At 50.0% G+C, this 15,193-nt stretch carries 15 protein-coding genes; 10 read left to right on the forward strand and 5 right to left on the reverse strand.

Features of this window, described 5'->3' with window-relative positions:
* Nucleotides 1–102 precede the first annotated feature (102 nt).
* Nucleotides 103–888 carry a putative hydro-lyase gene (locus ACYVIC_RS02695; protein ID WP_460857034.1) on the forward strand — a complete coding sequence of 262 codons (786 nt, stop codon included), beginning with the start codon at nt 103–105 and terminating at the stop codon, nt 886–888.
* A gap of 57 nt (nt 889–945) precedes the next feature.
* On the opposite strand, the gene ACYVIC_RS02700 is transcribed toward ACYVIC_RS02695, so the two are convergent.
* Nucleotides 946–2,667 carry a hypothetical protein gene (locus ACYVIC_RS02700; protein WP_460857037.1) on the reverse strand — a complete coding sequence of 574 codons (1,722 nt, stop codon included), beginning with the start codon at nt 2,665–2,667 and terminating at the stop codon, nt 946–948.
* 54 nt (nt 2,668–2,721) lie between these two features.
* Here ACYVIC_RS02700 and ACYVIC_RS02705 point away from each other — a divergent pair, with 54 nt between their 5' ends.
* From ACYVIC_RS02705 to ACYVIC_RS02720, 4 genes are all read left to right on the forward strand, one after another.
* The gene (locus tag ACYVIC_RS02705; protein WP_460857039.1) at nt 2,722–2,946 is read left to right on the forward strand and encodes a hypothetical protein; all 225 of its coding nucleotides are present in this window, start codon (nt 2,722–2,724) and stop codon (nt 2,944–2,946) included.
* A gap of 8 nt (nt 2,947–2,954) precedes the next feature.
* Nucleotides 2,955–3,851: a LysR family transcriptional regulator gene (locus ACYVIC_RS02710; RefSeq protein ID WP_460857041.1), complete on the forward strand. Its 897-nt coding sequence runs from the start codon at nt 2,955–2,957 to the stop codon at nt 3,849–3,851.
* A 178-nt stretch (nt 3,852–4,029) separates the two neighbouring features.
* Nucleotides 4,030–4,542 carry a hypothetical protein gene (locus tag ACYVIC_RS02715; protein ID WP_460857042.1) on the forward strand — a complete coding sequence of 171 codons (513 nt, stop codon included), beginning with the start codon at nt 4,030–4,032 and terminating at the stop codon, nt 4,540–4,542.
* A gap of 124 nt (nt 4,543–4,666) precedes the next feature.
* The gene (locus tag ACYVIC_RS02720; protein ID WP_460857044.1) at nt 4,667–6,781 is read left to right on the forward strand and encodes a tetratricopeptide repeat protein; all 2,115 of its coding nucleotides are present in this window, start codon (nt 4,667–4,669) and stop codon (nt 6,779–6,781) included.
* A gap of 25 nt (nt 6,782–6,806) precedes the next feature.
* Here the strand turns inward: ACYVIC_RS02720 and ACYVIC_RS02725 are convergent, their stop codons facing one another.
* Nucleotides 6,807–7,256 carry a hypothetical protein gene (locus ACYVIC_RS02725; RefSeq protein WP_460857045.1) on the reverse strand — a complete coding sequence of 150 codons (450 nt, stop codon included), beginning with the start codon at nt 7,254–7,256 and terminating at the stop codon, nt 6,807–6,809.
* A gap of 368 nt (nt 7,257–7,624) precedes the next feature.
* Here ACYVIC_RS02725 and ACYVIC_RS02730 point away from each other — a divergent pair, with 368 nt between their 5' ends.
* Genes ACYVIC_RS02730 through chrA form a run of 4 tightly spaced genes read left to right on the forward strand, consistent with a single transcriptional unit; the run spans nt 7,625 to nt 11,437 of the window.
* Nucleotides 7,625–7,972: a metalloregulator ArsR/SmtB family transcription factor gene (locus ACYVIC_RS02730; protein ID WP_460857047.1), complete on the forward strand. Its 348-nt coding sequence runs from the start codon at nt 7,625–7,627 to the stop codon at nt 7,970–7,972.
* An 18-nt stretch (nt 7,973–7,990) separates the two neighbouring features.
* A complete protein-coding gene (locus tag ACYVIC_RS02735; RefSeq protein WP_460857050.1) occupies nt 7,991–8,995 on the forward strand; it encodes an ArsJ-associated glyceraldehyde-3-phosphate dehydrogenase in 1,005 nt (334 codons plus the stop codon).
* Between the two features lie 11 nt (nt 8,996–9,006).
* Entirely contained in the window at nt 9,007–10,218 is a 1,212-nt protein-coding gene (gene arsJ, locus ACYVIC_RS02740) for an organoarsenical effux MFS transporter ArsJ (RefSeq protein ID WP_460857052.1), read from the forward strand.
* Nucleotides 10,211–11,437, forward strand: a complete 1,227-nt coding sequence (gene chrA, locus ACYVIC_RS02745) for a chromate efflux transporter (RefSeq protein WP_460857054.1) — start codon at nt 10,211–10,213, stop codon at nt 11,435–11,437. Before arsJ ends, chrA begins: the two co-directional genes overlap by 8 nt.
* 43 nt (nt 11,438–11,480) lie before the next feature.
* On the opposite strand, the gene ACYVIC_RS02750 is transcribed toward chrA, so the two are convergent.
* From ACYVIC_RS02750 to ACYVIC_RS02760, 3 genes are all read right to left on the reverse strand, one after another.
* Nucleotides 11,481–12,845, reverse strand: coding sequence for a peptidoglycan DD-metalloendopeptidase family protein (locus ACYVIC_RS02750; protein ID WP_460857056.1), 1,365 nt, complete (start codon nt 12,843–12,845; stop codon nt 11,481–11,483).
* A gap of 336 nt (nt 12,846–13,181) precedes the next feature.
* Entirely contained in the window at nt 13,182–14,075 is an 894-nt protein-coding gene (locus ACYVIC_RS02755; RefSeq protein WP_460857058.1) for a sensor histidine kinase, read from the reverse strand.
* Nucleotides 14,068–14,613: a heme NO-binding domain-containing protein gene (locus ACYVIC_RS02760; RefSeq protein WP_460857060.1), complete on the reverse strand. Its 546-nt coding sequence runs from the start codon at nt 14,611–14,613 to the stop codon at nt 14,068–14,070. Before ACYVIC_RS02760 ends, ACYVIC_RS02755 begins: the two co-directional genes overlap by 8 nt.
* A 195-nt stretch (nt 14,614–14,808) precedes the next feature.
* On the opposite strand from ACYVIC_RS02760, the gene ACYVIC_RS02765 reads away from it, so the two are divergent.
* Nucleotides 14,809–15,084 (forward strand): DUF3297 family protein, encoded by a 276-nt coding sequence (locus ACYVIC_RS02765; RefSeq protein ID WP_460857062.1) that lies wholly within the window; start codon nt 14,809–14,811, stop codon nt 15,082–15,084.
* Nucleotides 15,085–15,193: the final 109 nt, after the last annotated feature.

The raw sequence follows: 15,193 nt of genomic DNA on the forward strand, positions 1-15,193 counted from the left end.
TTTTTGCTGAAAAACGCATTATCGCTTTAGCCAGGCGCAGCCCTCTGTTACATCCGCCGTCACTGCAGTACACTGGCTTTATTGGTCTTCCCGGAGTAGTTTATGTCCATGCTAACCCCTTACCAGTTACGCCAGCAGTGTCGCAGTGGTGCCTTTAGCGGCAATACTTCGGGTTTTGCGCCGGGTTTTGTGCAGGCCAATATGGCGATATTACCCAAGCAATACGCCGCCGATTTTCTGCAGTTTTGCCACTTTAACCCCAAGCCCTGCCCGTTGCTGGGTATGGCCGCTGCACCCGGCGCCATTGATATGCCGGCGTTGGCACAGGATCTGGATATCCGCAGCGATTTACCCAAGTACCGTGTATTTAAAGACGGTAAGCTGACAGACGAACTAACCGACGTGCGTGAGATCTGGCGCGATGATTTAGTCACCTTTTTAATTGGCTGTTCGTTCTCGTTTGAAGAGTCCTTGCTGGCCGATGGTCTGGAAATCCGTAATATCACAGAAAAGGTTAACGTGCCGATGTATCGCACCAACATTGCCTGCACCCCGGCCGGGGTATTTCATGGCGGTATGGTGGTCAGTATGCGGCCAATGAAACCGGCTGATGCGATACGCGCTATTCAGATCTGCTCACGCTTTCCTCAGGTACATGGCGCACCGGTGCACTTTGGCGATCCGGCTGCTATTGGCATTAATGATATTACTAAACCGGATTTTGGTGATGCGGTAAGCATAAAGCCCGGTGAGGTGCCGGTGTTCTGGGCCTGCGGCGTAACACCGCAGGTGGCGATATCCAAAGCGGGCGTAGATTTTTGCATTACCCACAGCCCGGGCCATATGCTGATAACCGACTTAGCCAACAGCAAGCTGGCGATGCTGTAACAGCATCACCACTGCCAGCCAGCCTAAAGACAGTTATTGAGCTGGACTCCAAATGTATTAATGCAGATCCATCGGTATCGGGATAGTGTCGAGCAATGCTTTGATTTGGCGTTGTTTTTCAACGGCATATTCCAAATCTAATACAACAACATTAAGATTGGCGGTTCTGGTGTCTGCGTTTTGGTCATGGGCCGACGCCAGTTGAAAGGCCGCTTTTACTTTGGCATCCAGATCTTTGATATCCTGAAACAGCTGGGCTATCTGGCTGCGCAGCGGCTCGCCGATATTTAGCCCTTTTAGTTGCGCCGCAAACTGTTGGGTTATCTGCACCAGCTGCTGGTACTTTTGTCTGGCTTCAGCTAGTACATGCTCAATGTTAATTTCCGGACGAATATGATTACCACTTTGCATTTTATACGTCACACCAAAGTTTTTAGCCACGTCCAAAACTTCAAACAAGGTATGGTAGGCAAAATCGGATCGGTGATCATAATCTTTACGCCAGTAGGCGAATATTGTCATGGCTAAGGCAGAATTTTCCAAATTACTGGCCCCAACCCATTGCGCCAGCTTCATCATTCTGACAGTAGTCATTGACTGCCCGGCCCACACTGGCAATTTCAGATATCTTGCCAGCTTGGTGCTCGGAGCCTCTTCGTCGCGCGATGCCGTGGTTTTTCCCATACCACGGGCGCGATTTTTTGCCGGCGTATCCCCATCACTCATCGAAACAGCACCGATGCGCTCGCCTTCTGTATCTACCGCAGTGGTTACCATGGTTTCATCACGGGTTTCAACCGGCAGTAAATCCTGCCCTGCTGTTGTCGGGTTCCAGCTTTGATGCCGACCAAAATATTCCATAAGATCATGCAGTAGGATCATTTTATCTTTCAAGCTATAAGCGACCGGGTTTTGCAAAACTTCCAGCTGGTTATCAGGCACGCCATGGTCAATATTTGGATTGGTATCCTTCTGCGCCGTCGCACGGTGATAACGTTGATAATGACCAAGTTTGGTATGCTCGCCGGTGTCATCCTGCACCCAACGATGATTTTCATCAAACCGGCCTTTGGCTATTGATAAACCGGCTTGCAGCTCCAGTAAAATAGCTTGATGCCTTGCAGGGTCAACCAGGCCCTCGGCCGCCAGATTCTGGACTTTAAAATACAGCTTACCTAATAAGCCGTTAAGGGCAGCTTGTAGCGGCGCATTTTCATAAACCTGATTGGCTAACTCTTTTTCGGCATGCCGTATTGGCTTAGTTTCTACCCAACCCAACAAGCTCCTGGCAAGGTTGTAAAGATTTTCATAGGAACGGTTCTGCTGTTTGCGCCCGTAATCAGGATGCGATTTATCTGACGCTGAGGCTCTGCCAGGCTTATTCTCAATCCACTTAGTCAGTTGCCTTTTAATTGCCACAGCGTTGGTCTGCACAGCAGCAAGCAATTCGGCATTAGCTGTAACATCCGAATGTGCGCACATCTGCTGATACACGTCGTTCACAGCAGCGTCTACGCCATTTGTTTCAGCCCAAGCTGTGACATCTATCGTATCAATTACCAGTTTACGCTGAATGGGATGCTGTGCCGCAAGACTCTGGATAGCTTGCCATTGCTTAACCTGACCGCTGTTATTTGCCAGCTGTTGCAGCTGCATTTGCTTAACTAACTGATAGCGTGCGTCGGCAAACTGAAACGCTGTCTTCTCTTCGCCCTGCTGCGAGACCACTGCTGCAGTTGGCTGGCTGTTATTCCTGAGTGTTTTTTCAGCGTGTGGCATAGCTCCCTCATCCGGCACAAACAGCTTGTAAATCTTTCACCTGTGGCTTTTGCAATGAAAACACAGCATGCACTACCGGTCTTGGCGTCAGTTGTAAACTTAATGGATTTAAAAGTAGCCAAGATTAAGATTTTTAACCATCACCGGCGTGAGTATTTACAAAATGAGGCACACTTTTGGTATTTTTTGCGATTTTTATTCTGCCGCCAGGCTAAACTGACAGCCAAAGCTATGATTAAAAACGGTGTATTCTCGCCTTTAAATGAACCAAATTCATAGGAAACCGCATGATTGAAAAAATCCACCTGAGTATTTTGCGCGAGATTGACCGCCAGGGCTCGTTAACCGCGGCAGCCAGCAGTTTAAACCTGACCCAGTCTGCACTAAGCCATAGCATTAAAAAACTGGAGCAGCAGGCCGGGACCAGCCTGTGGTTAAAAGACGGCCGTAATATCCGTTTAACCGAAGCGGGCAGTTACCTGTTGGAACAAGCCAACCGCCTGCTGCCGCAGTTTGAGCGCATAGACGACACCCTACGCCAGTTTGCCGGTAACGAAAAAGGCAGCCTGCGCATTGGTATGGAGTGTCATCCTTGTTATCAGTGGTTACTAAAAGTGGTGCAGCCGTTTTTGGCACAATCGCCCGGGGTAGATATCGACGTAAAACAGCGCTTTCAGTTTGGTGGCATGGCAGCGCTGTTTAACTACGATATTGATTTACTGATAACACCTGACCCAATTCAAAAAGAGCGTATTGTGTTTGAGCCGGTGTTTCCGTACGAGCTGGTGTTAGTGGTTAGCCAGCACAGCAAACTCAGTGGTTTAAGCCAAGTAACCCCGGCACAGTTAAGCGACCAGGTGCTACTGACCTACCCGGTAGAAACAGCCCGGCTGGATATCTTTCAGCAGTTTTTATTGCCCGCGCAGTGCATGCCCAAATTGCATAAAACACTGGAAGCCACTGATATTATTTTGCAAATGGTAGCAGCCAATCGTGGCGTGGCGGCAATGCCAAAATGGCTGGCGCTGGAATACGCCAACAGCCTGCCGGTAGACGTTATTCGCCTTGGCGACAGTGGTATTCATAAACATATTTATGTCGGTTACCGTAAGCAGGAAAGGATGAATAAGCATATTCAAACCTTTATCGCGCTGGCTAAAAGCAGTGGCGCTGAATTGAGCTGACACAGCAACAGCCTTGCCCTGGGCAAAACCGGGCAAAATCTTCCCGGCCCGGTTTTGCCCCTTTGTTTGTTTGGTTTCAAGCTCCTGCTTGGTTATGTTGAATTCACCCTTGGCTGATCGTCGCTGGCGATGAAGCAAAACGGGCATGAATCTTTAGACCTAACAGAAGGACATTGATATGAAAAAGCTGATTCTATCCACGCTGGCTGCCACTGCGTTATTATCTTTATCAGTGCAGGCAGTACCCTGGTGCCATCGCGGTACTATTGTTCAGATTGCCGATGTCAACTGGAGCGAAGCCCAGATCCTGGCAAACTTCTATGGCACTGTGCCAGGTGGTGTGCTGGACGCGGAAGTTTATAAAACCTCGCATGCGACCAACAACTATGCGTCAACTTTTGCCGGCGGTGGCGGTGGTTTTGGCGGCTACTCCGTGCCAGGCTCTGGCACCGTGCGCGTAACACACTATGCGCCTTATACGCTAACCAACATGGTGGGACCCGGTTATTACTTCACCAGCCAGGGCGTGAAATTTAAGCTGCACAAATGCTACACCATTCCCCCTATGGTAGAGGTGCGTGAACTGGCAACAGTGGAATCGCCAGAAGCGGGTATTGGCTTTAAGCCGCTACGGGGTGTGGAAGCGATTAAAGAATACTGGCAGATCACTGATCCGGACAACTTTAAATAAGCAATGTATGCTGCGCCATGCCTGCCACAGAGCAGACATGGCGCTTTATCTTTACCCGCTAGCAACTTGAATTAATAAAATGTTAAGTGTAGTGTGAGGCCATTGTTCTTTGCTGTTGCTATTGATGCTTAACGTTATGCGGGCAACCTTGCCTTATTGTTTCCTCTACCTGATATCGTTACTGTTTAACACGCCGGCCTACGCCCAAAGCAGCCCGGCTGAATGCTATACCCGGCAGCAGGACACGCAGCAGCAAATTGAGCAATGCCGCGCACTATTGCGCTGGCCAACAGCCAATACACCGGAAATCGCCAGCACGCAACAAGCCGACACGGTACTGAAACTGGCGGAACTCTATACCCGCAGCGGTCAGTTCGAACAAGCAAGCCAGGTCCTGACAGCCCTGCAACATCACAGTAGTGTTTTATCGGCAGAGCAACATATTCAACTGCTGCGACGTCAGGGCATTTTATCGTATCGTCAGGGGCAACGACCACAAGCGCTGCGTTTGTTTAGTCAAGCGGTACAGGCCGCACGTATTAGCGGCAAGCCTTTGCTGCTGGCAATGACATTATCGGATACAGGTACTGCCTATCTGGCCATGACACAATACGCCGAGGCGATAGATCATTATCGGGAAAGCCTTGCGTTAAAAGAGCAACATCAGGCATCAGCATCCAGCCAGGCCGTTACGCTGAATAATATTGGCAGCGTGTTTCGAAAACTGGCCGATTGGACGCTGGCCGAGCATTATCTGAGCCGGGCCATTCAGCTATACCAGCAAGACAATAACAACGATCAGGCCAGCCATTCGCAGGAAGAACTTGGCCTGGTATACCTGCAACAAGGCAACAGTGCTAAAGCCATCGCCATGTTGCAACAAACCTTGGCCTATTCTCAGGCCACCGCAAACCAACATGCCCAGCTGAGGGTTACGCTGCTACTGGCAGAGGCGGCTTTAAACCACCCCGATATTGCAGCAGCTGCCCGCTGGCTAAAACAGGCAGAGCAACTGGAGCTGCTACTTGGGCCATCCGATCAGTCCGTTATGTTAAAACTGCAGCTGGGCAGATTACTGCAGCAGCAAGGACATTATCAGCAAGCCGAAGCCATATTAAGCCAAGGCCTGCAACTGGCAACTTCACAACAGGCTACAGAAAGTAAACTGCAGTTGCTGCAGGCATTAGTCGATAATGCTGTCGCGTTCAAGCAATGGCATAGTGCCTTGCAATTTCAACAGCAACTGACTAAGGCTCAACTGACAAAATATCAGGATAATTTTGCCGAGGCACTGGCCCAGCAACGCAGCCGACTGGAATATGAGCAACAGCAAAAAGCGATTGGCATGCTGAGCAAAGATAATGAAATTAAAGCACTACAAATCAGCGTGCAACGCAATCAGCTGTTTATGCTGCTTAGTGCTGGCAGCTTGCTGCTGTTGCTGCTGACGTTAGTGTGGTATTGGCAACAACGTAAGCGTAAGCAAGCCCGGGAAAAACTCGAGGCTGAACTCGCCTGGCATGCCCGACAGTTTGCAGACCTTGGCGCCAGCCACAGTTCGCTTAAAGCCGCCTTTGGCCAACTTAATCTTGCCATCATGATTTTTAACAATAAACAGCAGCTCATGTTTATTAATGACGCCTGTTGCCGCCTGTTTGCGCTGCCCGCTTCAGCATTTAGCACCGTACTACTGAACCAATTTATTCCACCACAAAATGACCGGTTCTGGCAGCTGTGGAATAATGATGAACCGGTAGAGCATGAGTTTCTGCAGCAACAATGTTTACAACTGGGGCAACAACAGTACCAATTGGATTTCAGTGTTAGCATGCTGACGCGCGAAGAACCACTCACCCTACTGGTCTTTTCTGGCCCACCACAAGCTAACAGTTTGCCTTATGCAGCGTTAATGCCGCAGGCCAGCTTTTCACAAATGTTGGTTGATTTACTGTTAAGCAGCCTGGCCGCCTGGGAAGTCAGTACCAACAGCAGCCGTATAGAGCTGGCGGAACAAAGCGGTATCTGGCGGGTCTCCATAGATGATGGCCGGATTAGAACCCGCTCGCTGGACCGTTATTTGGCCGTCAAAACCCTGCCGAAAAATCCGCGCTGGCGTGAAGTGCTGCGTACCGCTCATTTTGTATTGGCACAATGCACACTGCCTGCCGACATTAAGCAGCAATTGGTTAGCAAGTTAGACATTGTCACCGCTTATATCAGATCGCAGTCATTGTTGTAGTCCAGCTTGCTATGAGCCACATCCGCTATCGCACAAATTCCGTTGTATCAGGCATACGGCAATAGCCACAGGAGAACTGGACCCCCTGTGTCAGCTGATACAAGCTGTGGTGATCGATTTCACTATTCTTAAACACCGCCGGGCCATGAAATATTGGCCGGACAGTTCCATCATCGCCCTGTCCTGCATAGGCTAGTTCCTGCTCACTGAAAGCCCGGCACAACCCTTCAGCGGTCCGTCTGGCAATAGTGTAGTCGTCATCATCAAAATGGCCGCAGCTTTTCAACTGGGTGCATACCAGCCCAGATTCGCCTTTAAAATGGCGCAGTAACGGCTGTTTCAGCGAAAACTCTCCCAACACCGTAATACTGCCGCCACGACACCAGCCAGACTCCAGAGCTTCATCGTGTGCCAGTGCAGAAAACCCGGCGCTCATCCCAAAAACGACCAACATCAGTTTAGGTATAACTTGCATAAACTCTCCTTAGAATCTTAGTTGCTACTTGCGTAACAACCTTAACTGCTGGTGAGTAAAAACACAGCAAAAGTGGCGGGCAAAACCGGGCAAATACGACTTAACGTCATGAAATAAAACGTTCTCTGGGTTGTAAACGGAGACAGATCAAACAAGGATGGCACTATGTCTCTTACTGCATCCCGGTCAGGAGGGGGATGAATAGACTGACGAATATCAACAGGCCCTGACCTGTAACCTGCCAAATCTGCTTATTTAATAGTACCGGCAGCAACCTTCGCACTTTTTCATTGTCATCAAAATGTCATTTATATATGCGATTATCCATATATACTATTTTGCATATACATACAGCCGGGCCCTGCCTGATGACCCCACTACAGTTGTTTAAATTACTGGCCGACGAAACCAGACTGCTGTGCGTACTGTTAATTGCCCAGCAGCAGGAGCTCTGTGTATGCGAGCTAACCTGTGCGCTTGATCAAACCCAGCCGAAAATATCGCGCCATCTTGCCATGCTGCGTAAAGCCAGCGTGCTGCTGGACCGCAGGCAGGGCCAGTGGGTGTATTACCGCATTAACCCTGCACTACCCGATTGGGCACTAAGCTGTATCCAGCAGACACTGGCACAAAACAGCGCCCTGCTAAACCCGTTACAACATAACCTGTGCGCTATGGGCGAGCGGCCGCAACGCTTGTCAGCATGCTGCGCTTAAGCTGATTTGGAGACCATAATGACGATAAAAGTAGGTATCAACGGCTTTGGCCGTATTGGCCGTTTAGCCCTGCGTGCCGCCTTTGACTGGCCAGAGCTGGAATTTGTGCAAATTAACGATCCGGCCGCCGATGCGGCTACCTTCGCCCACTTACTAAACTTCGACTCAGTGCACGGCCGTTGGCAGCATAATGCCAGCCATAGTGACCAAGGCATTGTCATTAATGGCCACACCATCGCCGTAACCGGCAACAAAGCCATTAATGACACTGACTGGTCTGGTTGTGACGTGGTAATTGAGGCCTCAGGCAAAATGAAAACCAGTGCCTTGTTGCAGGACTATCTGGATCAGGGCGTAAAACGGGTAGTAGTAAGCGCACCGGTAAAAGAAGCCGGCGTGTTAAATGTGGTAATGGGCGTTAACCAGCAGTTGTTCGACGCCAGCGCACACCGTATTGTTACCGCCGCCAGTTGCACCACTAACTGTCTGGCGCCGGTGGTTAAGGTGATCCACGAAAAATTGGGCATTAAGCATGGCAGCATCACCACGATTCATGACTTAACCAACACTCAGTCAATTTTAGATACACCGCATAAAGATTTACGCCGCGCCCGCGCCTGTGGTAGCAGTTTAATTCCTACCACCACCGGCTCAGCTACCGCTATTACTGAAATTTTCCCTGAGCTAAAAGGCCGCTTAAACGGCCATGCCGTGCGCGTACCGCTGGCCAATGCCTCGTTAACTGATTGCGTGTTTGAAGTAGAACGCGCCACCAGCGCAGTTGAGGTCAATGCGCTGTTAAAAGCCGCAGCAGAACAAGAGCTAAACGGCATTCTAGGTTACGAAGAGCGGCCATTGGTGTCGGTAGATTACAAAACCGACCCGCGTTCGAGCATTATTGATGCGCTTTCGACTATGGTGATAAACGACACCCAGGTAAAAATTTATGCCTGGTACGACAATGAATGGGGCTATGCTAACCGCACTGTGGAATTGGTGCGGCTGGTTGGCCTGGCCGGTTAAGAGGCTTAGCTATGCGCGCTGACATCAGGCAATATCTTGTTGTTACCGGTAACTACTGGGCATTTACCCTGACCGACGGCGCGCTGCGCATGCTGATCGTGCTGCATTTTTATCAGTTGGGCTATACGCCGCTGGCCATCGCCTCGCTGTTTTTGTTTTATGAGTTTTTTGGCATTGTTACCAACCTTGTTGGCGGCTGGCTGGGTGCCAGATTAGGCCTGAACAAAACCATGAATATCGGCCTGTTTTTGCAGATTGTCGCCCTGTCGATGCTGTTAGTGCCGGCTGATGCACTAACGGTGCTTTGGGTAATGGCAGCTCAGGCAGTATCAGGCATTGCTAAAGATTTAAATAAAATGAGCGCAAAAAGCGCCATTAAATTGCTACTGCCAGATAATGCGCAAAGTGCGCTATATAAATGGGTAGCCCTGCTTACCGGCTCGAAAAATGCGTTAAAAGGCGTGGGGTTTTTCTTAGGCGGTTTGCTGTTGTCCTTGCTCGGCTTTGGCGGTGCTGTCGGCGCTATGGCCGCAGCACTGCTGCTGGTGTGGCTACTTAGCCTGTTGCTGCTAAAACGTGATCTGGGTAAAACCCGCTTTAAACCCAAATTCAGCCAGTTGTTATCGAAAAGCCCAACACTGAACACCCTGTCAGCAGCCCGGTTGTTTTTATTTGCCGCCCGCGATGTCTGGTTTGTTATTGCCCTGCCGCTGTATCTGGCCAGCCAGTTTAACTGGCCGCACAGCGCGGTGGGCAGCTTTCTTGCCTGCTGGGTTATTGGCTATGGCATAGTGCAGGCGCTGGCGCCGCGCCTTACCGGCAACAACAAACAACAGCCCCCGGGCGCCAGCGCAATATTTTATTGGGTAATGTTACTTTGCGCCCTACCGTTGCTTATCGCAGTGGGTATCAGTTACAGCCAGTATGCACTGGCGCTGCTTATTGCCGGCTTGCTGCTGTTTGGCGCAGTGTTTGCGGTAAATTCATCGCTGCACAGTTACTTTATTGTGCAGCTGGCACGTGCTGATGGCGTGTCACTGGATGTTGGCTTTTACTATATGGCCAACGCTGCCGGCCGTTTGCTGGGCACGGTGTTGTCAGGCTGGGTTTATCAGCAATGGGGCCTGGCGGCCTGTTTAATAGTATCCTCATTATTGCTGCTGGCAGCCGTGGCTTGCAGCTGGCGTTTAACCCGTCTGACCGCAAGCAGCACCCATGCCTGACAGCAAGGCAATGCCAGACAAGCCTGGTTTCTGGGCCATTTTCAGCGTATTTCTTCAGTTAGGGCTAACCAGCTTTGGTGGCCCGTCGGCGCATATCGGCTATTTTCGCCATGAGTTTGTTAGCAAAAGACGCTGGCTTAGCGATGCCGACTTTGCCGCCTTGCTGGCACTGTGTCAGTTTTTGCCCGGCCCGGCCAGCAGCCAGCTGGGTATGGCAATAGGCTTATTACAAGCCAGGTTTCGCGGTGCTCTAGCCGCCTGGCTTGGCTTTACCCTACCCTCAGCGCTACTGATGCTGGCCTTTGCGCTAAGCCTGACATGGTGGCAACAACCGCTACTAAACGGCGTACTGCATGGCCTGAAACTGGTTGCCGTCGCGGTAGTCGCACAGGCAACATGGGCCATGGCGCAAAGCCTGTGCAACAGTTTTGGTAAAGCACTGATTATGCTGCTAAGTGCGGCTATCGTGCTATGGCAGCCGGGGGCGATAGTACAGCCACTGCTGATCCTGTTAGCAGCAGTAGCCGGTGTTACGCTGCTGCGCCATCAACCCGCCGCCGCTGGCACAGCGCTAACAGGCAAACCGGTATCACACCGGCTGGCACTAAGTTGCGGCTTGTTGTTTTTGATGTTGTTAATAGGTTTACCGGTGGCAACGCAGCTTTATCCGCAGCCGGCACTGCAGCTGGTGGATATTTTTTACCGCAGTGGCGCCTTGGTTTTTGGTGGCGGCCATGTCGTGCTGCCACTGCTGCAAGCAGAACTGGTGCCCACTGCACTGGTTGACGCTGATCAGTTTATGGCCGGTTACGCTGCGGCGCAGGCAGTGCCAGGCCCGCTGTTCAGTTTTGCAGCTTTTGTCGGTGCCGTAGCGCAAACGGGTATCAACCCGCTACAAGGCGGCGTGCTGGCACTGCTGGCGATATTTTTACCGTCGTTTTTAATTCTTAGCGCGGCACTGCCCTACTGGCAGCGTGTTTCACAGCAACCAACAGTACGTTCGGCTATTGCCGGGGTGGGTGCAGCCGTTACCGGTCTGTTATTGGCAACCTTGTATCAACCACTTGCCAGCAGCAGTATTTTAACGCCGCAGGACGTTGCTCTTGCCCTGCTGGCATTTATAGCGCTACAGTATTTTCGCCTGGCGCCCTGGTTGCTGGTGCTGACTGGCGCCATAGCAGGTACGGCGCTGCACCTTAGTTATGTCCTGTTTTTGTAAGACGCCCGGGTTACTGCAATAAAAGCGTATCACTGTACGCTGCTTAAACAGCATGTTTTTGCTGCTGCACCAACAGGGTTTGCTGCTCCATTTGCTGCAGCATAAAACCAACCCGTTCGAGAAACGCACTGCGACCTGCAGCCGGGATAGGCTCTGCCTGCGGGATAGTTGCTGTCATTGGGTTTACCGGCCGGTTGTTGATATGCAGTTCATAATGCAGATGCGCCCCCGTAACGCGGCCACTGGCACCAGATAAAGCAATACGCTGGCCTTTGGCTACCCACTGCCCCGGCCGCACCAGCGCCTTATTGAGGTGCAAATAGCGGCTTTTGTATTGGCCCTGATGCTGGATCTCGACGTAACGCCCGGCAAACGGGTGATTTTCTACCCGCAGTACTGTGCCTTCGGCAGCGGCTAACACTGCGGTGCCAACCGGAGTGGCGAAGTCGGTGCCATTATGCGGCCTGACCCTGCCTGTCACCGGATGTAAACGACGCGGATTAAAGGCATCGCTAATGCGGTATTTCTGCGCCAGCGGTATACGCATAAAGCTGCGCTCCAGGCTTTCGCCATTGGCGGCATAATACTGACCGTTATCGTGTAAAAACGCGCTATGCTGTTGGCGGCGGTTAAATAACCGCACACCGTCAATACGGCTTTGGCCGGTGGCGTCAGTACCAACATAATTGTCGCTACGGATCACCTGAAAACGATCACCAGCCTGGATGTCACGGGAAAAGTTAATCCGCTGCTGAAATAACTGCTGCACTGTAGCAATGTCAGCGTCGCTCAGCCCAGCCTGCTTGGCCGACTGATAAAAACTGCCATCAATACTTCCGCTTAGTGTGGTGCTTTGCCACTCGCCTTCATGCAGCACTTCCTGATAGCTAAATTCGCCGTTTTCATCGCGCTGATAAATGACCCTATGGCCAGCATGAAGGTAAAGCTGCATTTCCTGCAGCTGCTCGTTAGCATCCAACTGAAAGCTCAGCTGATAACCAGGCTTTAATATATCCAGTGCCAGCAAGGATTGATCCGCCGCCATCACCAGTCGCATTTGTTGCTGGCTAAAACCGTGGCGCGAAAAAATACTACTTAAACTATCACCTGACTCAATCCTATAGCTAAGGCTGGTTGACTCTGGCGGCAGCAACTGTGGATCCGGGGCTAGCGGGCTTGGCAGCGGCAAGGCCTGACGCTGAAACAGGTTTGCCAGCGACAACGGCCCGTCATGGTGCCAGGTTACCGCCGGTTGGCTGGCAACATTGATGCCAGGCGCAGCAGAGTCTGATTGTTTGGGCGCACCTGGCCACAGTATTACCGCGCCCGATAGCAGCATGGTAAGCATTAGCATCCGCCGGTGATTAAGCGGCAGGCTGGCAAAACGTTGTGGTAAGGCTTGCACCATATCAGGCATCCTTACGCTGTTGTGCTTGGGACAGTTGTAATAATAACTTTTCCAGTGCGGCAATTTCATCATTGTTAATCAAATGAGTAACCCCAGCCTAACAACGGCGCCAGCTGATCATGTCACTCACGTGATGTAAGAGGCTGTTTTTCCCATAATAATTTGAGAATTTCCAGCTCAGGAGCGGTAAGCTGCTGCATAAAGTCGAGACAAAAAAACTGGCGCGATATTGCGACACGTGTCGCAAGGGTGTCAAGCACTAATTGCCGCGCTCTAAAATAATAAGAACAATACCTTCAAAAAGTTACTCTGTAGTAAAAGGGTGTGAGATAAAGCCTAACGAGGAAATTCAATGCAGATGGAACTACCTTGGTTAATAACCGAGTGCACTGATATGCTGCAGTTATGCTTTTTCAACACTTGCAACACCATAGCCATGCCTATACCAGTCCCTGTGCCCACTGGCTTAGTCGTAAAAAACGGGTCGTACATTCGGGTTTGTGTTTCTTCGCTCATGCCGCAACCGTTATCGCTAATGGTCAGGGTGATCTTGTTGTCTGACACTATTTCGGCAATCGTAATTTCAGCCTGCCTGTCTGCCACCACCTCACAAGCCTGAATTGCATTAATCAGAATATTCACCAGCATTTGATTTAGTTCGCTGGGGTTAAACCATACTGCGGAACCGAATGAAACACTGGTATGCACTACAACATCTTTCAGCTTTGGCCCCAGCAATTTTAATGACAGGTTAACTACATCCTGCAAAGGTATCTGTGTAGGCTGATCGCTGTCAGTTCTACCGAAAAAAAGTAGATGTTTAACAATATCTTTTATTCGCACTAAACCATGATTTATATCAGATTCCAGCTCTGGCAGGTCCTCCTGCATCATACGCAACTGCTGTTCGGGGACACTTAACGTATGATCTGTTGCTGCACTAATCAACTGATTACTGTATCGACAAAGCACATCAATATTGCTGATTACAAAAGCGAGGGGATTATTGATTTCATGCGCCACACCAGCAGCCAATGAGCCTAATGTGGCCAGTTTTTCTTGCTGCAACAAAGATTGTTGCTGTACCTTTATCTGCCTAATTTGCCGCTCCAGCACCTGATTCTTTTCGTAAAGTTGCCTGGTGCTGTCTTCAAGCAATTGCTCAATTTCACGCCGGGCTTTTCTTTCACGCAAAAATGCCGCGTAGTAGGGATCCGAGGATTCAGTCATACTGCAGCGCTATATCCAAAATACAATGGTCAGCACCTTTATGCATGCAAACCTCATGTGTAATGTTAATTGACTCATTAAAGAACTCTGCGGCTCCAAACAGCAATCCTTCCGCACAGAAACATAGCTTACGTGGTGAACTGTAGCGCATTTCTATATGGTGAGGCGTTTTAAGCTGACAGGAAATACTGGGCAGTGCAGGGTCCTGATAAAGTTTATTAACCTCAACATGAATCACATTATGAATACCCATTACCAGAGATGTAAAATCAGCAAAGTGTTTTACGACGTCATCATGCCTGTCTGCTAAGCCCTTAAACAGATAATGACCAAACGCTTTAACAACCTCTTGCAATGGCATATCGAGTGTTAAAGCAACACCATTTGCTATGGCGAACAGCTCATTTTCGTCATAATTTTTTGCAGAAACATACACCCTGTCTGCTGGCGCATGTTTCTGTAACAAATCGTTCCAAACCTGCATGCCAAACTTTTCTACAACCATGTCTTCAAGAACATTAAAAATGATACCTTTCATCGCTATCCCCAGCATTTAGGTAAAAACGACACCTGCATGTCTCATTTGTCTCAAAACAGTATGATCGCTGTTATTACATTTAGCCAGTAGAAACAAACAAAAAAGTATGTCGGTCGGAGTTTATTGCCGGAACACTTGAGCCGCCTGTTGGCTTTGCCTACAATGGCGCACATTTTGTTAATTAAGGCCCAAGCCATGAACGATACAACTACACCTGCAGCTGTAAGCGATGAACAAGAGCGCCCGGCATTACCAGATCGCTTATCGGTTAACCCGCGCAGCCCGCACTATGTAAAAGCAATTTTTCAGTACGATGTTGGTATTACCTTAAACGGCAAAGACCGCTTTGATGTTGAGGAATACTGCATCAGCGAAGGCTGGGTTAAAGTAGCAGCAGCTAAAGCGCTGGATCGCCGCGGCCAACCATTGTTGATGACATTAAAAGGCAAAGTCGCCGCCTTTTACCGTTAATTTATGTTCACCTTGTGTGCTAATTACCACGCCTGCTTCGTTTGGCGTAATTAGCACAACTTCAATAACTCTCACCATATAAAAGACTTGCTAAGGCGCGCAATATATC

Source organism: Rheinheimera gaetbuli, from assembly GCF_054781935.1.